Annotated in this window: 23 protein-coding genes; 10 read left to right on the top strand and 13 right to left on the bottom strand. The window is 64.0% G+C overall.

Annotated features, from left to right (window positions below):
- On the top strand, nt 1–394 hold a 394-nt coding region (locus tag HPO_RS20680), incomplete at its 5' end, for a hypothetical protein (RefSeq protein ID WP_035593564.1).
- Nucleotides 395–551: 157 nt separating this feature from the next.
- Here HPO_RS20680 and HPO_RS01600 read toward each other — a convergent pair.
- Nucleotides 552–1,790, bottom strand: coding sequence for an EAL domain-containing protein (locus HPO_RS01600; RefSeq protein ID WP_035593562.1), 1,239 nt, complete (start codon nt 1,788–1,790; stop codon nt 552–554).
- A 324-nt stretch (nt 1,791–2,114) separates the two neighbouring features.
- A complete protein-coding gene (locus HPO_RS01595; protein WP_035593560.1) occupies nt 2,115–2,948 on the bottom strand; it encodes a fumarylacetoacetate hydrolase family protein in 834 nt (277 codons plus the stop codon).
- Nucleotides 2,949–3,059: 111 nt separating this feature from the next.
- On the opposite strand from HPO_RS01595, the gene HPO_RS01590 reads away from it, so the two are divergent.
- Nucleotides 3,060–4,724: a DUF262 domain-containing protein gene (locus HPO_RS01590; protein ID WP_035593558.1), complete on the top strand. Its 1,665-nt coding sequence runs from the start codon at nt 3,060–3,062 to the stop codon at nt 4,722–4,724.
- 6 nt (nt 4,725–4,730) lie between these two features.
- On the opposite strand, the gene HPO_RS01585 is transcribed toward HPO_RS01590, so the two are convergent.
- From HPO_RS01585 to HPO_RS01575, 3 genes are all read right to left on the bottom strand, one after another.
- The gene (locus HPO_RS01585; protein WP_035593556.1) at nt 4,731–5,228 is read right to left on the bottom strand and encodes a YciI family protein; all 498 of its coding nucleotides are present in this window, start codon (nt 5,226–5,228) and stop codon (nt 4,731–4,733) included.
- A 103-nt stretch (nt 5,229–5,331) separates the two neighbouring features.
- A complete protein-coding gene (locus HPO_RS01580; protein ID WP_035593554.1) occupies nt 5,332–7,347 on the bottom strand; it encodes a TonB-dependent receptor family protein in 2,016 nt (671 codons plus the stop codon).
- A 70-nt stretch (nt 7,348–7,417) separates the two neighbouring features.
- On the bottom strand, nt 7,418–7,846 hold the full coding sequence (locus HPO_RS01575) for a DUF2946 family protein (protein WP_084324094.1): 429 nt from the start codon (nt 7,844–7,846) through the stop codon (nt 7,418–7,420).
- A gap of 145 nt (nt 7,847–7,991) precedes the next feature.
- Between HPO_RS01575 and HPO_RS01570 the strand changes: the two genes are divergently transcribed.
- From HPO_RS01570 to HPO_RS01555, 4 genes are all read left to right on the top strand, one after another.
- Nucleotides 7,992–8,759, top strand: a complete 768-nt coding sequence (locus tag HPO_RS01570) for an SDR family oxidoreductase (RefSeq protein WP_035593550.1) — start codon at nt 7,992–7,994, stop codon at nt 8,757–8,759.
- Nucleotides 8,759–9,130, top strand: a complete 372-nt coding sequence (locus tag HPO_RS01565; protein WP_035593547.1) for a tRNA-binding protein — start codon at nt 8,759–8,761, stop codon at nt 9,128–9,130. The genes HPO_RS01570 and HPO_RS01565 overlap by 1 nt, the downstream gene beginning before the upstream one ends.
- Complete coding sequence (locus HPO_RS01560) at nt 9,127–9,600, top strand: PaaI family thioesterase (protein WP_051612159.1); 474 nt, start codon at nt 9,127–9,129, stop codon at nt 9,598–9,600. Before HPO_RS01565 ends, HPO_RS01560 begins: the two co-directional genes overlap by 4 nt.
- A 189-nt stretch (nt 9,601–9,789) precedes the next feature.
- Nucleotides 9,790–10,266: a hypothetical protein gene (locus tag HPO_RS01555; RefSeq protein WP_035593543.1), complete on the top strand. Its 477-nt coding sequence runs from the start codon at nt 9,790–9,792 to the stop codon at nt 10,264–10,266.
- A gap of 3 nt (nt 10,267–10,269) precedes the next feature.
- Here HPO_RS01555 and HPO_RS01550 read toward each other — a convergent pair whose 3' ends face one another.
- From HPO_RS01550 to HPO_RS01540, 3 genes are all read right to left on the bottom strand, one after another.
- Nucleotides 10,270–11,166 (bottom strand): DUF1499 domain-containing protein, encoded by an 897-nt coding sequence (locus HPO_RS01550; RefSeq protein ID WP_035593541.1) that lies wholly within the window; start codon nt 11,164–11,166, stop codon nt 10,270–10,272.
- A 64-nt stretch (nt 11,167–11,230) separates the two neighbouring features.
- Nucleotides 11,231–11,578: a DUF3088 domain-containing protein gene (locus HPO_RS01545; RefSeq protein ID WP_035593539.1), complete on the bottom strand. Its 348-nt coding sequence runs from the start codon at nt 11,576–11,578 to the stop codon at nt 11,231–11,233.
- A 6-nt stretch (nt 11,579–11,584) separates the two neighbouring features.
- Complete coding sequence (locus HPO_RS01540; RefSeq protein ID WP_035593537.1) at nt 11,585–13,177, bottom strand: long-chain-fatty-acid--CoA ligase; 1,593 nt, start codon at nt 13,175–13,177, stop codon at nt 11,585–11,587.
- A gap of 120 nt (nt 13,178–13,297) precedes the next feature.
- Here HPO_RS01540 and HPO_RS01535 point away from each other — a divergent pair, with 120 nt between their 5' ends.
- Nucleotides 13,298–14,269, top strand: a complete 972-nt coding sequence (locus tag HPO_RS01535; protein WP_241767847.1) for a glycerophosphodiester phosphodiesterase family protein — start codon at nt 13,298–13,300, stop codon at nt 14,267–14,269.
- 10 nt (nt 14,270–14,279) lie between these two features.
- On the opposite strand, the gene HPO_RS01530 is transcribed toward HPO_RS01535, so the two are convergent.
- Nucleotides 14,280–14,663: a DUF4345 domain-containing protein gene (locus HPO_RS01530; protein ID WP_035593535.1), complete on the bottom strand. Its 384-nt coding sequence runs from the start codon at nt 14,661–14,663 to the stop codon at nt 14,280–14,282.
- Between the two features lie 273 nt (nt 14,664–14,936).
- Here HPO_RS01530 and HPO_RS01525 point away from each other — a divergent pair, with 273 nt between their 5' ends.
- A complete protein-coding gene (locus HPO_RS01525) occupies nt 14,937–15,386 on the top strand; it encodes a glyoxalase superfamily protein (protein ID WP_035593533.1) in 450 nt (149 codons plus the stop codon).
- Nucleotides 15,387–15,402: 16 nt separating this feature from the next.
- On the opposite strand, the gene pdxH is transcribed toward HPO_RS01525, so the two are convergent.
- Nucleotides 15,403–16,062, bottom strand: coding sequence for a pyridoxamine 5'-phosphate oxidase (gene pdxH / locus HPO_RS01520; RefSeq protein ID WP_035593731.1), 660 nt, complete (start codon nt 16,060–16,062; stop codon nt 15,403–15,405).
- Between the two features lie 84 nt (nt 16,063–16,146).
- On the opposite strand from pdxH, the gene aroC reads away from it, so the two are divergent.
- On the top strand, nt 16,147–17,238 hold the full coding sequence (gene aroC, locus HPO_RS01515) for a chorismate synthase (protein ID WP_035593531.1): 1,092 nt from the start codon (nt 16,147–16,149) through the stop codon (nt 17,236–17,238).
- An 80-nt stretch (nt 17,239–17,318) separates the two neighbouring features.
- On the opposite strand, the gene HPO_RS01510 is transcribed toward aroC, so the two are convergent.
- From HPO_RS01510 to HPO_RS01500, 3 genes are all read right to left on the bottom strand, one after another.
- A complete protein-coding gene (locus tag HPO_RS01510; protein WP_035593529.1) occupies nt 17,319–17,819 on the bottom strand; it encodes a porin family protein in 501 nt (166 codons plus the stop codon).
- Nucleotides 17,820–18,058: 239 nt separating this feature from the next.
- Nucleotides 18,059–18,559, bottom strand: coding sequence for a porin family protein (locus HPO_RS01505; RefSeq protein WP_051612158.1), 501 nt, complete (start codon nt 18,557–18,559; stop codon nt 18,059–18,061).
- Between the two features lie 164 nt (nt 18,560–18,723).
- Complete coding sequence (locus HPO_RS01500; protein WP_035593527.1) at nt 18,724–19,821, bottom strand: class I SAM-dependent methyltransferase; 1,098 nt, start codon at nt 19,819–19,821, stop codon at nt 18,724–18,726.
- 141 nt (nt 19,822–19,962) lie between these two features.
- Between HPO_RS01500 and HPO_RS01495 the strand changes: the two genes are divergently transcribed.
- The gene (locus HPO_RS01495) at nt 19,963–20,730 is read left to right on the top strand and encodes a glycine zipper domain-containing protein (protein WP_035593525.1); all 768 of its coding nucleotides are present in this window, start codon (nt 19,963–19,965) and stop codon (nt 20,728–20,730) included.
- Nucleotides 20,731–20,775: the final 45 nt, after the last annotated feature.

The raw sequence follows: 20,775 nt of genomic DNA, 5'->3' as shown, positions 1-20,775 counted from the left end.
GCAGAAAGCCGCCCAGCCCCGCGCCCCCGTCTTCAACATGCGAGAGCCTCAGCCCCGTCCGGAGACGGATCATCTCCCGGTCTCAAGGCTGCCCCGCATCCGCGCCCTGACAGAGGATGTTCTCAGCGCCCCGACCGTGCCCGCTGCGCCGCCGCGCGACCTTTCCGCAGGCTTCGCCCGCCGCCTCGCCGCGCTGCATGGCGCCCTGAACAATCCCCACGCCGTCGCTGCCCGCTGGCTGCGCCGCCAGTTCGCCGGCGCAGCGCCCAAGCCCTGCCCCCTCTCGCCCCACCGTATCCCCGGCCTGCGCAGCGCCCTCCCCGGCCCCGAAAAAGAAACCCTCCGCAGCCTGACAGACATGGCCTTCAGCTTCTTCGCCGCCGACACTTCCTGACGCGCCGCGCCCTGGCCACAATCGATCTCCCCCAGCCTCCCGGCACCCCCGGCGAGGGCGCGATCGCATGTGCCGCGCTCTGCGCCCGAAACGAAACGGCCCGGCAGCCATCTGGCGACCGGGCCGTTTGAAATCACAGCGTGAAACGCGCGGAACTTCAGTGATAGTTCGACAGGCGCTCGATCAGCTCGCGCGGGGGCGCGGTGTCTTCCATCAGGGAGGATTTGATCGGGCGCGGGGCGCTGAACACATGGCCCTGGCCGAAGGGGATCTCGTATTCGAGAATCTCCACCACGCTGGCTTCGTCCTCAATCTTCTCGGCGATCAGCATGATGCCATAACGCGAGAAGGCGGCGCCCACTTCATTGGCCGCCAGTTTGCGGTTGAGCGCGGTCAGCGGGCGAGGGCCCTGCGGGTCGCGCAGCTGGTCGATCAGCTGGCTGCCATTGACCTTGACGAAACGCACCCCCGCCGCCTGCAGGCGCGGCAGGTCAAGGTCGAGGCCCGTCACATGGTCGATGGAGAAGCGGAAGCCGAGCGCCGTCAGCTTGTCCATATTGGCGCGCATCGCGGGCGAGCGCTGCTCAAACCGGTCGGCCCGGATCTCGAAGATCACCGAGCCGGAAAGGTCGCGGTTTTCCATCATGAATTCCAGGAACATCGGGAAGAAGGTCGGGTCTTCCAGCGAGATCGAGGAGATGTTGCAGAACACGCCCACGCGCCGGTCCCGCTCGGCCAGGCGGCGGACGATCTGCACGCAGCGGAACAGCATGAAATTGTCGATCACGCCCATCAGGCTGGCGCGGCGGGCCGCGTCCAGAAAGTCTGCCGGGGTGATATGGCTGCCATCGGGGCGGCGCAGGCGCGTGAAGCCCTCATAGAAGGTCACCCGGCGCTGGGGCAGCGACACGATCGGCTGCAGGTGCAGGTCAACCCGGCCATCCTTCAGCGCGTCGCGCACATCCCGCAGGGCGGCGTCTTCCACCGGCTGAACACGGGCCAGCGCCGTGCTGTCGGTCAGGCGCGTCTCGAAGCTGCGGGTCAGCTTGTCGATCAGCCCTTCCAGCTGGCGCATCTCGTTGACGAGCGCATCCCGGCGTTCGCCCAGTTCGATCTTGACGGTTTCCTCGATGGCATCGGTCCGGGCCTCCACCACATTCATGCGGCGGGCCGTATCGGTCAGCTCGCGCTCGAACCCGTGAACGCGTTCCTCGGCCTGCTTAGCCGCCTTCGCGGTCAGCGAGGTGCGCACCAGTACGTGGATCTGAATGAGGACCGCCGCCAGCCCCGCCCCGCCCGCAATCGACAGCGGCAAGCCCGCCGTGGTCAGCGTGAAGAGGCCGTAGCCGGTCCCCGCGCCTGCGGCGAGATAGAGGAGGATCAAGAAAAAAGTCATCAGGTCAGCACCCGCAAACAGCCCATCAATCTTAAAAATAAGGCGAAATTAGTTAACGAATTGCTGGGAATTGTCCTGATTTGCCCCCTCCCGCAAGCCAGCCGCAATCCGTTGCAAATCAGCCACAACGGCCCGTTTCCTGATGTTCTGGCTACAGAAGGCGCGTGGACACGGGGATTATCAAAGGTTAACCAGGAGCTGTTCCCGGTTGTGAACGCCCCCGGTCCGCGGCCAGTGCTGGCCGGAGCGGGGGCGATCTCGGGGGAGACTGGGGCCTTGCCCACAAGGCGAGGCCCCGTCGTTCCCGCCGGAAGGCGCCCCGGTTCACCCGATTCGCGTCGTGTCAGGCTCGGGAACGATCTCGTTCTCGATATGACCCAGCCCGTCGATCTCGATGCGTACACGGTCACCTGCCTTCAGCCATTTAGGCGGGTCGAAACCCGCGCCGACCCCTGCCGGCGTTCCGGTAAAGATCACATCCCCAGGCTCCAGCGTAAAGGCTGCGGTGAGATGTTCAATCTGCGCCGCAATATCATGGATCATGTCGCGGACATGGCCCGACTGGCGCTGCTCGCCGTTCACATAGGAGCGCACTTCCAGCCCCGGCAGGTCCTCGATTTCATCGGGCGTCACCAGCGCCGGGCCGAACGGGGCATGGGTATCAAAGCCCTTGCCCATGATCATCGTCTGGCTCGCCTTCTGCCAGTCGCGCACCGAATAATCGCAACCGATACAAAAGCCTGCGACGATCTCCATCGCCCGCGCGCGGGGCACATGCCGGCCATGCCTGCCGATCACGGCCACCAGCTCCCCCTCATAATCGAGCTGTCCGGACACCTTGGGCAGGTGGACCGGATCATAGGGCCCGTTGACCGCCGTGGCCTGCTTGTTGAACCATTTCTGCACCTCCAGTTTGGCGGTGTTGATGAAGCTTACGCTCTCGGCGGCATGGGCAGCATAATTGACACCTATCCCCAGAATTTTTCCCGGCCGGGGCACCGGTGCCAGAAGATGCACCACGCTGAGCGCCAGCGGCGCGCCCTTCTCCTTGCCTTCCAGCGCCTCGACAAAGCTGTCGCCTGCAACCGGCACGACAGTATCGCCTTCCAGATGGCCAAACCTGACCAACCCTTCGGCCACGAATCTCACGAGGCGCATATCGTTACTCTCCTGTCACACAAATGCCCAAAGAACCTTGCGGGGTGTTCATCTCGCGTTGTCGGCCCCTTTGGCAAGAGCTAGGGAGGGCGCGAGTAGAAGGGTAGACTAATGCAACTTGGAGTCCGCGCGCAGGAAAGTTCTCTGAGCGAAGTGTTCGCGCCCGGCGAGCGGCTGCGCATGCCTCATTACCAGCGCAGCTATTCCTGGGGCGACCGTGAAGCGCTCGATCTTCTGGCAGATCTCGTCGATGCGATGGACGCCTCCATCGCCCACTTCATCGGCGCGCTCGTCTTCGTGAATGGCGAGGAGCCCGGCCATCTGGAAATCGTCGACGGCCAGCAGCGCCTGACCACGCTCACCATCCTGCTCTGCGTGCTGCGCGATCTGGAGACAGACCCCGCCCTCTCCAAGGAGCTGCACAAGCTGATCGCCGACGAGGACCGCCCGCTGCTGGGGGAAGGCGCCAACTGGCGCATCGCCCTCAACTATGATGTCGGCGCCTTCTTCCGCGATTCCATCCAGACGCCGGGCGCCACGCTGAAGCTCGACAACGAGCCTGGCGACAGCGAAAGCCAGCAGAAGATCATCGCCAACGCCGCCGCCTTCCACCGCGAACTGCGCGAGATGGCGCCCGAGCGCCGCCGGGCGCTGGCCGATGTCGTCACCGGCGGCTGCGCGCTCGTCCGCGTGGTCGTCGACAACAAGGACCAGGGGTTCAAGGTGTTCCGCGTGCTGAATACGCGCGGCAAGGAGCCGGGCGCTCACGATATCATCAAGACCGAACTGTTCCAGCGCGCAAAGTTTACGGCCGACGAAGCCAACGCCTATGCCGAGCGCTGGGCCGAGCATGAGTCCCTCCTCGGCGGCGGCGCCTTTGACGATCTTCTCCGCCAGATCCGCGCCATCCATGACCGCTCGCCCAAGGGCGACCTCTTCGCCGGCTTCCAGAAGGCGGTGCTCAACAAGATCGATCCGCGCACATTCCTTGACGACATGCTGCCAAGCTATGTCGCCGCTTTCCGCGTGGTCGAATCCGGGCAGGACCCGCTGGACATGGGCGCCCCCCAGGGCGTGCTCGACAGCATCAACCAGCTGCGCGCCCTTGAGCACAAGACCTGGCGCGCGCCCGCCATCCAGTTCATTGTCGAACGCGGCCTGACAGACCCGATGGCGCCGGACTTCTTCGCCGCTCTCGAACGCCTCTCCTACATGTCTCAGGTCATGGTGCAGGAGCGCGAAACCCGCAACAAACGTCTCGCCCGCATCACCGAAGCGGTGAAGAATGACCGGGTGCTGTTTGGCAAATCCGGCCCCCTGTCGATCAGCCGCGACGAAGCCCGCAAGCTGCGTGACCGGCTGACGACGCGCTTTGGCACCTATGGCCAGCGCCGCGCCATTGCCCTGCGCCTCTGCGCGGCCATAGCGGGCGGGCGCACCATCCCGCCGGAATCCGACGCTACTGTCGAACACGTCCTGCCGCGCAACCCGCCCGAAGACAGCCACTGGATGATCACCTGGCCCGACCCGGTGAAACGCCGCGAACAGTGCGACACGCTCGGCAATTTCGTTCTGCTCACGAACAAGGTGAACCAGCAGGCAGACCGGCTGGACTATCGCGCCAAGAAGGAAATCTACTTCAATGGCGGCGGCGGGCAGGACTTTGCCCTGACGCGCGACCTGATGGAACAGGATGCCTGGACCTCAGATGTCGTCCGCCGCCGGACGGAAAAGCTCGCCGACATCCTGATGCAGGCCTGGGGCCTGGCGGGCTGAGCCGCCCTACTCCCCAATCCCTTTCTTCTGGATCTTCGCGTGAACCTCGTTCACCTGCATCAGCGCAGCTGAGCCGTAATACTTGCTGTAATCTACCGTGAAGATGCCTGCCTCAATCGTGGGGTCGCTCGCCACCCATTCCTGCGCGGTGGCAATGTAGGCTGTGTTGAGAATGAACAGGCCGCGCCGCCCGTCTTCCCCGCCCAGCGGCCCGGCCAGCACCAGTTTTCCGTCTTCGGCCAGCCGGCCCATATTCGAGAAATGCCCGGCAAACAGCTCCGCCCGCTGATCCTTGTCCGTGATCGCGGCGTCCTGCGGCCCGGTCTTCAGGATCGCCAGCACATAGGACCGCATCCCCAGATCATCCGCCCCCAGCCTTTCGGCCAGCGCCGCATCATAGGCAGGTGGCGTGGCCGTGGCCGCAGGCGTTTTCCCGGCACTTGCACAGGCAACCGGCAGCGCCAGCAAGGCCGCCGACACCAGAAATCGCAGAGCATGAAACATCGAGCCCTCCCTTCAATGAGACGCGCAGTCTGCGCCTTCAAGGGTGGGTCTGGCAAGCAGAGCTGCGGGCCGCCCACGAAGGGGAAGCCCGCAGCCAGCCGGATCAGAAGCGTGCGCGGATGCCGCCGAACACGGCCCGCCGCTCCACCGGATAGTAGATCGCCGAAGCCGGCGTTGCCGTGATCACCGCGGAAATATCCCCGGCGGCCTTCTCCCCGGCGAGGTTTCGCGCGTCGAGGAAGAGGTCGATATTCCCGGTCGCCTGATAGCTGCCGGTCAGGCCCAGCAGGGTATAGCCGTCCGTGCGGGTCGTGTTGTTGTAATCCGCCCAGGCGCCCTCCGGCACCCATTCAAGATTGGGCGCAACCGTGAACCGGTCATGGCTGAAGCGCAGCTCCGCCCGGTAGACATGCTCGGGCACCACCGGCAGCGTATTGTCCCCAAACTCGGCGTCACCGTCAAACTTGAAGTCCGAATACTGATAAACCTGGCGCAGGGTCAGCCAGTCAGTGAACTCCAGATCCAGCCCCGCCTCAATGCCCCGGTGGATGGTCTTGTCGGCATTGAATGTGGAGGCCGGAATATCCGGCCCGACCGTGAACTGCAGCATCTCGCCATCAATATCGGCCGAATAGAGCGACACGTCCCAGCTGGCGATCCCGGCGCGCCCGCGCGTGCCGATCTCTGCCGTCCAGGCCGTCTGCGCATCGACCGGCACGAAGCTCGCAATCTGTGCCACTTCGCTGAAGCCGGGGAACTCAGCCGAGCGGCTGTAATTGGCGTAGAGCTGGATTTCCGGGGCCAGATCATAGAGCAGGCCGAACTTCGGCGAGAACGCGTCAAAGCTGGCCGTCCCCAGAACGTCCGTGGCGGCGCCATTGTTGAAATTGAGCTGCTGTTCCCGCTCGCCTTCGGCATAGATTGCCCCGGCGATCAGGGTCAGCTGATCGGTCACGCTGTAGCGGCCTTCGGCATAGAGGTTTGCTGTCCAGGCTTCCTGATCGGCCTGAAAGGTCAGCGCGCCGCTGCGGCCATTGATGTTGACATAGCGCTTGGCGTCGGTCTCGCCTTCGCGCGCAGCCCCGCCCACGGTCAGGCCCAGCTTGCCGCTTTCCCAGTCATAGCGGGCCCACACACCCCTGTCCTGAGAGGTATAGTCCAGCACCTGGAAGATCGGATGGAACAGCTCCTTGTCATTGAAGAAAGCGCCGATGGCGAGTTCTCCCTCGCCCAGGGCAATCCGTGTCTGGTTCTGCACACGGATCGATTTGATGTCGCGCGCCTGGTCGCCCACGAAATTGCCCTTGGTGGGATTGTTGAGCGCGTCGCTCAGCGTCAGCGCGCCGGGCAGTTCCTGGTCGATGTCATTGAGGCTGAGATAGAAGCGGGTGCTTACCGCGTCCGTCACCTGATAGCCCACATTGCCCTGGAAGCGCACCGAGTCGCGGCGCACATGGTCCCGGTCGCCCTGCGAGGTGTCAGCGCTCACCGCGCCCCAGGCGTCCAGCTTGCCCTTGACGGCGCCGGCCGAGACAAGCCCGCGATAGGTCTCAAAGCTGCCAACGTCGGCGCGCACATAAACGCCCGGCGCGGTTTCGCCCGTCGGCGTCACACCATTGACCGCCCCGCCCAGCGTGCCCGAGCCAAAACGCAGCGCGTTCGCCCCGCGATAGACTTCCAGGTGATCGAAGAAGATCGGCTCCAGTTCCTGGAAGTCGCCATTGTCGTCGGCAAGGTTGATCGGCGCCCCGTCCTGCAACAGCGTGATGCCGCGCATGTGGAAGCCCCGGCTGATGCCCGAACCGCGAATGGAGATCCGCACTTCCTGGCCATAGCGCGGCTGGGTGTAGACGCCCGGCGAGAAGCCGAGCGTATCGCGCATCGACACGAGGAAGCGGTCGGCAAACTCCTCATAGGTGATCACGTCCGTGCCGCCCGGCGTCCTGGCGGCCTGCTCCATCGCGGCGGCGGCGCGGGCGGTTGAGGTGACGAGGATCGTCTCTTCGATCTTCGGCGCGTCTTCGGTGGCTTCCTGCGCCGCGGCGGGCAGCATGGCCCCGAAGGCAAACGACAGGGCGGTCAGGCTCACGGCGGAGCCCTGTTTGAATGTAAGTTTCATGGTGTTTGGATTCTTCAGACAGATAAGGTCCGGGCACGCCCGGCTTTGCCACCCGGTCTCCGGGCAGCGCTCAGATCGTATCTGCCAGGGCGGGCGGCGCCCGCGCGCCCAGCGGCGGCCCGCGGGCCACCTTCACAAAGCGCACCTCGAACAGCGCAACATCCGCAGACACCGGCTGCATCACCGGCGCCTTGAAGGTCACCGCATCGGGCACCGGAACCGGCTGGCCCAGCACGCAGTCCCCGCAATCATGCGGCGGGTCGCCTTGCGTCTTTTTGCCTTCCTTTTCGGCCAGCAGCTTGGAAAGCTCCGCGCCGATGGCCACCGCGCCGGCGGTCTCTCCCGGTGTCGAACAGTAATGGGCCACGAGGTCGGGCGAACGCTCTGCCGCCGCTGCCATGGCCCAGGGCATCACCGCCTGGATCAGCAGCGCGACAACCGCCAGCAGGCGGGCCAGAGAGGCGGTGAGGGAGCGCGACATCGCCGCGCGGTCTAGCATGGCTGCCCCGTACGCAAAGTTGCGTAATCGCCGCAGAGGTGCCAGCCCCCGGAAATTCCCTTACGGAACCCCTAGCGGTTCTGACAGGTACGCCCTAGCGTGCGCCGAGCAAAAAACTTGGAAACGACACAAAGAGGAGCGCCCCATGAGCCTGTTCGACCTTACCGGCAAAACCGCCATCATCACCGGATCTTCGCGCGGCATCGGCCGCGCCATCGCCGAGGCGATGGCAGATCAGGGTGCCCGCGTCGTCATCTCCTCGCGCAAGCCTGGCCCGTGCGAGGAAGTCGCCGCCGAGATCAACAAGAAGCATGGGGACGGCACCGCCATCGCCATCCCGGCCAACATCTCTTCCAAGGAAGAGCTGCAGGCCATGGTCGACGAGACCACCAAAAGCTTCGGCAAGATCGACATCCTCGTCTGCAACGCCGCCTCCAACCCCTATTATGGCCCGATGGCCGGCATCTCGGATGATCAGTTCACCAAGATCCTGCAGAACAACATCATCTCCAATCACTGGCTGGTGCAGATGGTCGCCCCGCAGATGCAGGCCCGCAAGGATGGCGCCATCATCATCGTCTCCTCCATCGGTGGCCTGCGCGGTACCCCGATCATCGGCGCCTACAACATTTCCAAGGCGGCCGATTTCCAGCTCGCCCGCAACCTCGCCACCGAGTTCGGCGCCGACAATATCCGCGTCAACTGCATCGCGCCGGGCCTGATCAAGACCGACTTCGCCAAAGCCCTCTGGGAAAACCCCGAAACCCTCAAACGCTCCCTCACCGGCACCCCGCTGAAGCGGATCGGCGAACCCGAAGAGATCGCCGGCGCAGCTGTCTATCTCGCCTCCAAGGCTGGCAGCTACATGACTGGCCAGATGCTCGTCGTCGACGGGGGCGCCACGGTTACCTGATGCACTACACCGCTTCGCCGGACGCACCCCCTGCGCCCGAAATCACCTTCGAGGATTTCCTGAAGGTAGACATCCGTATCGGGACGATCCTTGAGGCCGCCCCGCTGGAGGGCGCGCGCAAGCCCGCCCTCCGCCTTGTCATCGATTTCGGGCCGGGCGTGGGCCGGAAGAAAAGCTCCGCCCAGATCACAGCCCATTATGAGCCTGACGCGCTGATCGGCCGTCAGGTGGCTGCGGTGGTGAATTTCCCGCCGCGCCAGATCGGAAAGTTCATGTCAGAAGTCCTCACCCTCGGCTTTGCCGACAGCGCCGGAGAGATCGTCCTCTTCTCGCCCGACCAGCCCGTTCCCAACGGGGCCCGCCTCGCATGACCCAGCGCACGCAAATGTCCGCCCAGCAGGACGCCTTCTTCAAGCGCCTGCGCTCTGGCGAATGGGAACTGCCCCCCGGCATCCGCAATCTCGGCATCCGCCCGCAGGACTGGCTGAAGGAAGTCTCCTATGGCCACGTCTATTATGAATGGCCCAATGATGGCAGCCGCGACATTGGCCCGGACCGCGTGTTCGGCGGCTGGGTGGCTGGCCTCTCCGACCACATCGTCTCGATGACGATGGCCAGCGCGCTGGAAGAGGGCGAATGGTTCACCACCACAGAGCTGCAGACCCGCATCTTCCGCCCGGTGCCCAATGGCCTCATCAGAATCGAGGGCCGCCTCATCTCGCGCGGCAAGACCTCCGGCTTCGTCGAGGCCGACTGGCGCGACGAAAAAGGCCGCCACCTCGTCCGCGTCTCCGCCGCCAAGGCCATCCGCACGATGGAAGAGTTGAACCTGAAGCGCTGACCGCGCCCCAAATGCCCACGCTCATCCTGAGCGAAGTCAAGGATGTGCCACACAGCGCAACGCTAGCCCCGGCTCGCCCTTCGACTTCGCTCAGGGTGAGCCGTTTGATAGGTCAATCAATCCGGTTATCTGGAACTCTGGCCAAGTTCGGCGCGTTCTGGCAGCCTGCGCCTCAAAGGAGACCGCCCCATGCTGAAGCCCCTCGCCACTCTTGCCGCGCTTGCCGCCGTATCTGCCCCCGCCGCGCTTGCCTGCAGCTGCCTGCCCTGTGACAGCCAGCCCCCGCTGCTCGAAAGCGAATACACCGCCGGCGCCTTTGTCGGCGAGCTGATGTCGGTGCGCAAGCCCGCGACCGGGAACTTCCCCGCCGAGACCGAGGGCGGCTTCGAATACCCGCCGCAGCTGGTCTACCTCTTCAAGGTCACCCGCAGCCTGAAGGGCGACATGCCCAAATACGTCATGGTGCGCAGCGCATCCAACTCCGCCGCCTGCGGAGTAACGTTCAGTTTCGAGGGGCTGAATGCCGTGGCCGTCTCGCAGGATGAGGACGGGCGCTACCATGCCGGCTCCTGCTCCCAGATGTGCTGGGGCGCCGAGCCCAATCGCAGCCTCATCACCGAAGACACGATGCAGACCTGGCGCGATCCGATGGCCAGCGAAGAGTAAGCCTCAGCCCGGCGCGGACGCCGCCTTGTTGAGCCGCACTTCCAGTTCGTCCAGCAGGTTGCGCACGCGCTTGGCGTTCACGCCAAGGTCTGACAATCCCACCCGGCTCACCGAGCGCACATCAATGCGCACGCCCGCCTCATCGGGGCGTATACGGATGAGAATGTCATCCTTGAAGCCATACCAGAAACTGGTCTCGGTCGCCTCGATGCGCCCCGCTTCCGGTTCGGCCAGCACGATCGTCCAGCCGCGCGCCTCCACAGCGGCCAGCGCGGCGGCATAGCCCTCTTCCGGCGTGCCCGGCGCAATCAGCGGGGCGAGCTTGGGATAGGGTGTGGCGCGCGGCGATTTCTGCTCGCCCGGCACAAACTCCGCCTCCTCCTGCACCTCGGCGACACGCCGCCCGGAAAGCCCCGGCCAGCGCGCATCGGCCTCCGCCGAAATCAGCGGGTCGTCTTCAATCGCGTTCTGCGCGCCGGCCGCTTCCCGCTCGGTCACCAGCGCGTCACTCGGCGCAATCGGGTCGCTCCAGTCGGTCTGGATGTCGTGCAGCGGCGGCAGGCGGTCCATCTGGCCTTCATGCGCGGCCAACCGCCCCATGGTGAGACCGGACACCAGCAGCGCCGCCATCGCCATCATGAACGGCCGCTTGCGCGGCGCCTTCGCCAGGGCGGCAATGCCCGCCGCGAGCGACAGGCCGATCACCGCCGAGACCATCGGCGGCCCGAACTGCAGCGTCAGCGTCTCCAGCCCCGTCTGCCAGCTCCAGAGCCCCGCCCGCGTGCCCAGCGCCGCCACGCCAAACCACACCACTGCGCCAATCGCTGCCAGCAGCGCGGCCCCGGCGAGTTTTCCGCGCCAGCCTGCCGGCTCATTGCCTGTGTATGGGGTGTCGCTCATGGCCGTCCTCATGCTTCGCGCGCGACCCTAGCGATTTTGCCCCGCCCCGCAATGAGGCGCGGTGTCAGGGATGGGCGCGCGGATAACCATGCCGTGTGTGCAGCAGATCGAGGATCGCCATCGGCTCGTTCACGAACTGGCGCCCGTTGAACGATGCCGCTGAGAGAAGCGCGGGCGCCCCCTCTGCCAGGACCAGAACCGGCAGCGACTGGTTGGCCTCTCCGATCAGCGCGGCGACATCGCCGCGCGGCCTTGGAAAGGCAATCCGGCGCACGTCCAGCGCAGGGCGGTGCTCCGGAAACGAAGCCAACACCCCCTCCATCAGCGCGCAGTGCCAGCAATAGAAATCCTGTTCCGGGAATGCCGGATCCCGAAAGCCCGGCTTCAGCAGGAACAGGATATCTTTTTGCATGGCCCCTTACGCCGTCGGCAGCTTGTTGATCTTGCCGGTGGCGCCCAGCGGAATGCTGTCCACAAACTGCACATCATCCGGCGTCCACCATTTGGCGATCTTGCCTTCGAGGCTGGCGAGGATTTCTTCCTTGGTCGGACTTTCGCCGGGCGCGGGCTGGACGATCAGCAGCGGGCGTTCATCCCATTTCGGATGGTAGATGCCGATGGCGGCGGCGTTGGCGACCTTGGGATGGCCCACGGCGATGTTCTCGATGTCGATGGAGGAAATCCATTCCCCGCCAGACTTGATCACATCCTTCGCGCGGTCGGTGATGGTCATCGTGCCGATCTCGTCGATCGTGGCCACGTCGCCGGTATCAAACCAGCCCTCCGCATCCAGAACATGCCCGCCTGCGCCCTTGAAATATCCCGCAGCAACAGCGGCGCCGCGCACCATCAGGCGGCCAGAAGACTGCCCGTCACGCGCCACGTCCTGGCCGTCATCATCCACCAGCTTCAGCTCCACACCAAATGGCGGGCGCCCCTGTTTCAGCTTCTGCTTCATGCGCGCGTCAACCGGCGCATTCTCCAGGTGCGGTGGCAGCGCGCCGAGGGTTCCCAGCGGTGAAGTCTCGGTCATGCCCCAGGCATGCACCACATCCACCTCATACTCCTCCTCGAAGGCCCGCAGGATCTTCTCCGGAATGGCAGAGCCCCCGATCAGAACCTTCTTCAGATATGGCAGTTTCAGATTGTTCTGCTGAAGATGCGTCAGCAGCATCAGCCACACGGTCGGCACGGCAGCCGTCAGCGAAACTTTCTCCGTATCCAGAAGTTCATAGATCGAGGCGCCGTCCATCTGCGCGCCAGGCATCACCATGTTTGCGCCCGTCGCGGGGCAGGACATCGCCAGCCCCCAGGCATTGGCATGGAACATCGGCACCACCGGCATCACCGAGTCCGACGCGCCCATGCCCATCGCATCCTTGCCCATCGTCACCAGCGTGTGCAGCACATTGGAGCGGTGGGAATAAAGCACGCCCTTGGGATTGCCCGTCGTGCCGGAGGTGTAGCAGAGGCCGCAGGCGGTATCTTCCGGGAAGTCGCCCCAGCGCACGCTCTTGCTGCGCCCGTCAATCCAGATGTCGAACGCAATCGCGCCGAGCGTATTCTCCGGCATCGTGTCGGCGCCGGCATAGATCACGAAGGTCTTCACCGTTTCCAGCTTGTCCTTGATCGCCTCGACAATCGGCAGGAAGGTCTTGTCGAAGATCAGAACCTTGTCTTCGGCATGGTTGGCAATCCAGGCGATCTGCTCAGGGTGCAGGCGCGGGTTGATCGTGTGCAGCACGGCGCCAATGCCCATCGTGCCATACCAGCTGGCCATATGCCGCTCGGAGTTCCAGCCCAGCGTCGCCACCCGGTCGCCCAGGCCAATGCCTTCGTCTTTCAGCGCCGTGGAGACCTGTTTCGACATGTCATAGAGGTCGGAATAGGTGATGCGCGCGATATTGCCTTCCACGCGGCGCGTGATGATCTCGCGGTTGCCGTGCTGCAGACGCGCATGTTCGAGGATCTTGTCCACCGTCAGCGGCCAGTCCTGCATAATGCCTTTCATGTAACTCTTCCTCCGGAATAGGTTTTGTCTTCGCTGTCTCTGCGCAGGGTCGTGTCTTGTGATTTATCAAAGCCCTGTCTATTCGGGCAGACGCGCTGACGCAAGGAAAGGACAACGCTGATGTCACGACTTCTGGTAGCGGGCCTTTCTGCCCTTCTCCTTGCCGCCTGCAGCGAGGCCCCGGCCACTGATCCGGTAGACACCCCCATCGTGATCGCGGATCCCGGCAGCACGCCGCCGGCGATGAGCACGGCGCTGACCGCCCCGCTGCCCGATTTTTTCAACTGCCTGCGCGAGAACAATGGCGTCGTCGTCGCCGCCCATCGCGGCGGCCCGGCCATCGGCTTTCCCGAGAACGCCATTGAAACGATGCAATACGGCTTCGAGCGCGGCATCCGCGTCTTCGAGATCGACGTGGCCGAAAGCCGCGACGGCGTCCTCTTCCTCCACCATGATGACCAGTTCGGCCGCACGGTGGACGCGACCGGCTATAATTCCGACACCGACTGGGCCACCATCGCCGGCTACCGCCTGAAGGACATCGACGGCGAGGTGACGAGCTTCCACCCGCCCAAGCTGACTGACGCACTGATCTGGGCCCGCAATACGGGCGCCATTGTCGAACTGGACCGGAAGAAGACCACCTCCTTCGCCAATATCTGGGCCGCCGTTCTCGCCGCCGGCGCCGAGGGCAACGCCATCCTGATTTCCTATTCGGATGAGGAAGCCGCCGAAATCGCCCGTGTCGCCCCGGGCGCCATGATGACCGCCTCGGCCTTTGGCGGGCGCGACATCGAACGCCTTGAAGGCCTCGGCGTTGACCGCAGCCGCGTCATCGCCTGGACCGGCACCCGCGAACCTGACCCCGCCGCCTATGCCCGCCTCCTGGCCGAAAGCGTCGAGCCCGCGTTCGGCACCCTCGGCCGCCCCGGCGAACGCCTCGACGATCAATACTGGGCCGATGACGATGGCAGCGAGTATCAGCGCCTCGTCGATGACGGCGTCGTTCTCATCGCCACGGATGAGCCCTACAAGGTCGCCGAATGGCTGACCGCCGATGACGAAGGCTGGACCTCCTGCGCGACGCCTTGAACCCCCGCCGCTACCCCTTCGCACGCCGGGCGACAAGCCAGACCCACAGGAGGACGAGCGGGGAGCCCAGTTCGATGAACATGCCGGTCAGCTGATAGCTGGTGCCGAGCCCTACGGCCTGCCAGGAAACGTAGCGGGCGAGACCGCCGATGAAGAGGGCCGCGCAGATGATCGCGGCGGTCCGGAAGTGTTTCTCGATCTGCGGGATGATGCTCCACAGCAGCAGGGTGACGATAACATACATCCCGGATAGATACCGGAACTGGTTATCCACCGCCGAAGCCACCGGCGCATGGGGCGACAGCGCAGCCGCGCCCCCCATGACGCCCATCACCGCAAAAGCCAGCGGAACAAGCGAGAAAATTCCAAGGACGATCTGCAGGCCGAGTTTCATTTTGTTTCATCCGGAGTCGATTTTGTCACATCTGGTGCCATCTCTCCATCGTTCCGCACGCATTGGCAATTCTTGACGTTTTCGGCGCGCCGGCGTATTGCGCGCCCCAAGGTTCGGGACGCCCGCCGCTCGCAAGGCTTGTCGCCTCAAGGTGAAGATCCCCCCCGCGCGCCGGCGCGGGATCATGACAGCAGATGAGACCTCCTCTCCCTGCCAGTCCTGCAGCAATGCGAGCCCTGCTTCATCGAGACCGGCGGCAGAAGGAACCTTTTGATGTCTTCCCCCATCACCAATCGCGAGCAGGCGAAAGCCCGCGCCCGCGAAATCCGCGCCGAGCGCGCCCGCAGCGGCGATCCTGTTTCCCATTCCCAGGCGCTCGAACTGGTCGCCCGTGAACTGGGATACCGGGATTGGAACACCGCCTCGGCCCGGCTGTCGAACGAACCTGAAGTGCCCTTGCAGGTCGGAGATTTCGTCTCGGGCAGGTATCTGAAACAGCCTTTTACGGGCCGGGTGCTCGGCGTGAAGGAGCTTTATGACGGGGCCGCGTTTGAAGTGACGATCCACTTCGACGAGGCGGTCGATGTGGTCGAGTTCGACAGCTTCTCGAACCTGCGCACGCGTGTGACGATCACCGTTTCAGCGGCCGGCGTCTCGCAGGCCCGCACCAGCGATGGGGCGCCCCACATGATCGTGGAGCGGACCGGCACCGAAATCGTCTGACGGCCAGGGCGGCGGTTTACGGGTAAAGCCGCACCGTTGCCCAGCCGCCGCTTTCCTTCCGGTAGAAGCGCAACCGGTCATGCATCCGGAAGGCCTGGTCCTGCCAGAACTCGATCTCGGTCGGCGCGAGGCGGAAGCCGCCCCAATGCGGCGGGCGGGGAATGTCCTTGTCGTCGCCATAGATGGACGAGATTTCGGCCACGCGCTGCTCGAACACTGCCCGGTCGGCCAGCGGGCGGGACTGGTCGGACGCGATCGCGCTGATCCGGCTCTGCGCCGCGCGGCTGGCGAAATAGGTGTCGGCTTCGGCCGCGCTGACCGGGGTTACCCCGCCGCGCACCCGCACCTGCCGGCGCTGGCTTTTCCAATGGAAACAAAGCGCCGCCACCGGATGGGCGGCGAGTTGCACGCCCTTTGTGCTCTCAAGATTGGTAAAGAAGGTAAAGCCCTCCTGGTCGACGCCCTTCAGCAGCACAATGCGCACATCCGGCCGGCCCTCGGCATCGACGGTGGCCAGCGACATGGCGTTGGAATCGTTGGGCTCGCTGGCGCGGGCCTGCGCCATCCAGTCCTGGAAGAGGCCGATGGGGTTATCTGTCTCCGGCACCAGCGGGCGGTCGCCCTCGGCAGCATAGTCAGCCGCGCTGGGGCTGGGCGGAATTACAGGAGAGGTCATGGGCACGCCCACCTTTTCGCGGTTTGTAAGCCTTCGTTTTTCATATAGGACGAGGCCCGCAGCCGCGAGAGGATAGCCTGTCACATGTCCCACAATACATTTGGCCACCTGTTCCGCGTCACCACCTGGGGCGAAAGTCATGGGCCGGCGCTTGGCTGTGTCGTGGATGGCTGCCCGCCCGGATTGCCTCTGGACGCGCCGTTCATCCAGCAATTCCTGGACAAGCGCCGCCCCGGCACCTCCCGCTTCGTGACGCAGCGCCAGGAGGCCGATGAGGTGAAAATCCTCTCCGGCGTGTTCGAGGACGACCGCACGGACGGGCCCGTGACCACCGGCACGCCGATCTCGCTGATGATCGAGAACACTGACCAGCGTTCCAAAGATTACCGCGAAATCCGCGACCGCTACCGCCCCGGCCATGCCGATTATGCCTATGACCAGAAATACGGCGTACGCGACTATCGCGGCGGCGGCCGCTCCTCGGCGCGGGAAACGGCCGCCCGCGTGGCCGCTGGCGCGGTGGCACGCCGCGTGCTCGGCGAGGGCGTCGTCATTCGCGGCGCCGTGGTGAAGATTGGCCCGCACATGATCGACCCGGAGCGCTGGAACTGGGCCCAGACGCAGGAGAACCCCTTCTGGGGCCCGGATGCGGCGATGGCCGCGCAGTGGGAGGAGTATCTCGACAGCGTGCGCAAATCGGGCAGCTCGACCGGGGCGATTGTCGAGGTGCATGCCTCCGGCGTTCCGGCCGGATGGGGCGCGCCGGTCTATGGCAAGCTCGACGCCGAACTCGCCGGCGCGATGATGAGCATCAATGCTGTGAAGGGCGTGGAAATCGGCGCAGGCTTTGCCGCCGCCGCGATGAGCGGGGAAGAAAACGCCGACGAGATGCGCGCGGGCAATGGCGCGCCGCGTTTCCTCGCGAACAATAATGGCGGGGTGGCCGGTGGCATCTCTACCGGGCAGGACGTAGTCGTCCGTATCGCGATCAAACCGACATCTTCCATTCTCAACGAGGTGAAATCCATCACCCGCGACGGAGAGGAAGTGGATGTGCGCACGATCGGCCGGCACGATCCGTGCGTGGGCATTCGCGCGGTGCCGGTGGCCGAAGCGATGATGGCCTGCGTGCTGGCGGACGCAAAGCTGCGCCACCGGGGACAGACAGGGCGGTAGCTCAATTATTCTGCCCGCAGAACAAAAAACCCCGGCACGTTCTGTGCCGGGGTTTTTCTATTCAAGTATGCAGGGGAAGCTTAGAAGCGAACCACTGCGCCGATCGAGAACACGTCGGCATCATTGTCGTCGCCTTCATATTTCGTGAAGTCGCCGCGGATGCCGAACCGTTCGGTGGCGAAGAATTTCGCGCCGACGCCGTAAGCAACGCCGTCGAAATCACCCGAAGCCGAGCCGACGCCCGGAACGCTGGCGCTCAGTTCGGAGGTGGCATAACCAACCCGGCCGAACATGTGGAAACGTTCAGAGATCGGAGCACGCACGACGCCGAAAGCGCCGATGGAGTGGTCGAGTTCGACCTTGCCCAGACCAACATCATCGTCTTTCACGCCAATGGATGCCTCACCTTCAACACCCAGGTGACGGGTGAAGAAGTAAGAGCCGCGGCCCGTCAGAGCGCCGAGATCGGCAGAACCGATATCAACGTTCGAATAGCCGGCGCTCAATTCGACATCGCCCTGAGCGAAAGCTGCAGGTGCAGCCGTGAGGGCAATGGCGAGGGAAGCAAGTGCGATTTTCATTATACGCTTTCTCCAAATAACTGCGCTGAGCGCAGGGCGGAAATAGCAATGAAAAATCCGTGTGCCACCTTTCTTCGCAGCAATGTGACAGAAAACCCTAACCCCTGTGTCAGAAAAAGCACGATTAATTACAGGCCCTTAATGTTTACCTTTAGGAAACACTCTGTCCACAGACAAAAAAATCCCGGCGCACAGGGCGCCGGGAAGATGTTTGGGAGGAAATTGGCTGTGGAATTACATCAGAAGCGCATCACGCCGCCGATGGAAACAACGTCGGCATCATTCCGGTCGCCTTCGTGTTTGGTGAATTCACCGCGAATGCCGAAACGTTCGCTGGCATTGAATTTCGCGCCAACGCCATAAGCAACACCCTTGATGTCAGACGCAGCGGCGCTGAGGGCAGGATTGTTGGCGCTGAGTTCGGTTGACGAATAGCCGAGGCGGCCAAAGAGGCTGACGCGGTCGGAAACCGGCGCCTGCATGACACCATAGGCACCGAGCGAATGATCAAGCTCAACCTTGCCAACGCCGAAATCATCGTCTTTCACGCCGACAGAGGCTTCGCCCTCAACACCGAAATTGTTGGTGAAGAAGTAGGTGCCGCGGCCTGTGAGCGCGCCGACTTCTGCCGGGCCGACATCAAAGTTCGAATAGCCGCCGCTGATTTCAACATCTCCCTGCGCAAAGGCAGCGGGCGTTGCGGCGAGAACAACTGCGAGGGAAGCAAGTGCAAGTTTCATGATCTACTTTCTCCTTATTACGGCGCCTGGCTTTCTGGCCGGGCACAGGCAGAGACGTAGCCACGAATCCTCCGTGTTCCATCTTTCCATACAGTCATTTTCCGGCTTTGCCGGAACACTGTGTCCAAAAAATCACGATTAATTGCAGAGACTTAATATAGTTGTCAGAGATGTGTTTTGCGCCAGGCCGTTACCTTGGTGAGGAACGCAAGTGTGCCACACTCCTTAACGAAACCGGCCTGCGTCAATGCGCCGTCCAGATCCCATGCAAGATAGTCCTTGTAATAGGGCTCATGAAAACCATGGGGGAAATATTCGAGTAAACCGTCCAGAGGCGGACGATCCGAGAACTGCAGACTGTCTGCGAGAATAAACAGCCCGCCCGGTTTCAGGACGCGGAATATCTCTGACAGAACCAGCGGGCGCACACGCGGCGGAAGCTCATGGAAAAGATAGATCGACACCGCCATGTCGAAGCTTTCGTTTTCCACAGGCATGGCTTCGGCCATCTCCTGGATCACATCGGCCTGGCGCCAGCGGGCAAGCCGCGCGCGGGCCGCTTCGGTATAGGAAGGCGAGAGGTCAAGCCCCGTCACATTGAGGCGCGGCCACACCTCCAGCACCTTCTCGAGGAAACGCCCGTTTCCGCAAGCGACATCGAGCAGGCTCTGCCGGCGCTGATCGCGCCCCTGCAGCGCCCTGGAAATTTCCGCCAGCGCGGCCCGGCGCATGGCGTCGGCCGTGCCGGAGAAGAGAGCTTCGACCTGCGTGTCATAAAGCTCAGCGCTTTCATCGGTGAACCAGCCGCCAGTCTGGTAGTGGAAATTCTGCAGGTAATAATCGGGATAGCGGTTGGCATTCCTCTGAAGGAAATCGCCGCCCGCCTGAATATCGCGCTGAAGCGCCTTGCCGTCTCTGGCGAGGCGTCTTTCGTCCACCGCCTTCACATCCTGCTGGAACGCGCGGGCGGCCTTGAGCGCGCCGGGAAGCCCCGCGAGGCGGAGTTCGCGCGGCTCAGGATAGAGGCCCGCCTCGATATTGGCCCGGTCCTGCAGGAAAAGCTCGAAATAAGCACGCCGCAGCTCTGCCATGTCGGGCCGGCCGCGGCTTGGCTGGAAGGCAGGCTCACCGGGGCGGTTGAAGCCTTCGGCGCGGGCACGGGCGGCCTGCATCTGGGCCGTATACCAGGCAGACCGCAGGCCCTGCCCGGCCGCATACCGGGCGCGCCCTGCTGTTCTTGCGGCTATCCTGCGCCATTCCATGAGGGGAATATGTGGCCCACAGGGCGGCCCGTCCAGCCAGCTTGGCGGCCGCGCGCGTTCTTCAGGTCCGGTTCAGATTGCCCGCCTCAGTATAAAGGCAACACTGGAGGCCCTCGGCCTTCGATCACAAGGAGTGTGGTGATGATGAAGATGGCGATTCTCGCCTGCGGCGTCAGCCTTCTGGCCGTTTCCCTGCCGGGCGAGGCCCATGCCCAATACGGTTATGGCTATGATCCCTACCCGGCGCCGGCACGCAATGTGCAGTGCGAGCGGCAGAAATCCTCTGACGGCACGGCTGGCGCAGTCGTCGGCGCGGTGGTCGGCGGGCTGATCGGCGGCGCCATCGGCAATAACATCGACAATGACCGCTACTACACCGAATACCGCCGCCGCGGCCCGCCGCGCACCTATAAGGAAAGCCGGTCCAATTCCGGGCAGGTGGCCGTCGGCGCGACACTGGGCGCGCTGGTGGGCGGGCTGGCGGGCAGCGACATCGCCAAGAAATCCTCAACCGACTGCCAGGTGGCCTATGCGCCGGTCAGCAGCTACTCCTCCGTGCCTTACGGCTCGATCCCGCAGACGACCCAGGGCCTTTATGGCGGGGCCGAGGTTATGCGCGGGGCCCCCAATTCCTATCCCCACCCCGCGCCGCAGCCTTATCCGGCATCGAGCTATCCCTCCTCCTATCCGGCGCCCGCGCCTGCCCCATCCTATGCGCCCTCTGGCGGGTATCAGTATGGCGGTGGCCAGCCGGCTTCCGGGGGGCCGGACTGCCGGGTGATCCACCGCGAAACGCAGATGCCCGATGGCCAGGTGATGCGCGATCCGGTGACCGCCTGCTGGAACAACAACACACGCCAGTGGCAGATCCAGGATGGCTGGGGCGAGGAAGAGCTCTACGGTTACTGAGGCAGCCTGACGCGCGGCAAGAAACGGAATTGCCATCAACGGGAA

This window comes from Hyphomonas polymorpha PS728, from assembly GCF_000685315.1.
Lineage (GTDB): Bacteria > Pseudomonadota > Alphaproteobacteria > Caulobacterales > Hyphomonadaceae > Hyphomonas > Hyphomonas polymorpha.
This window is presented reverse-complemented; position numbering and strand designations above follow the sequence as displayed.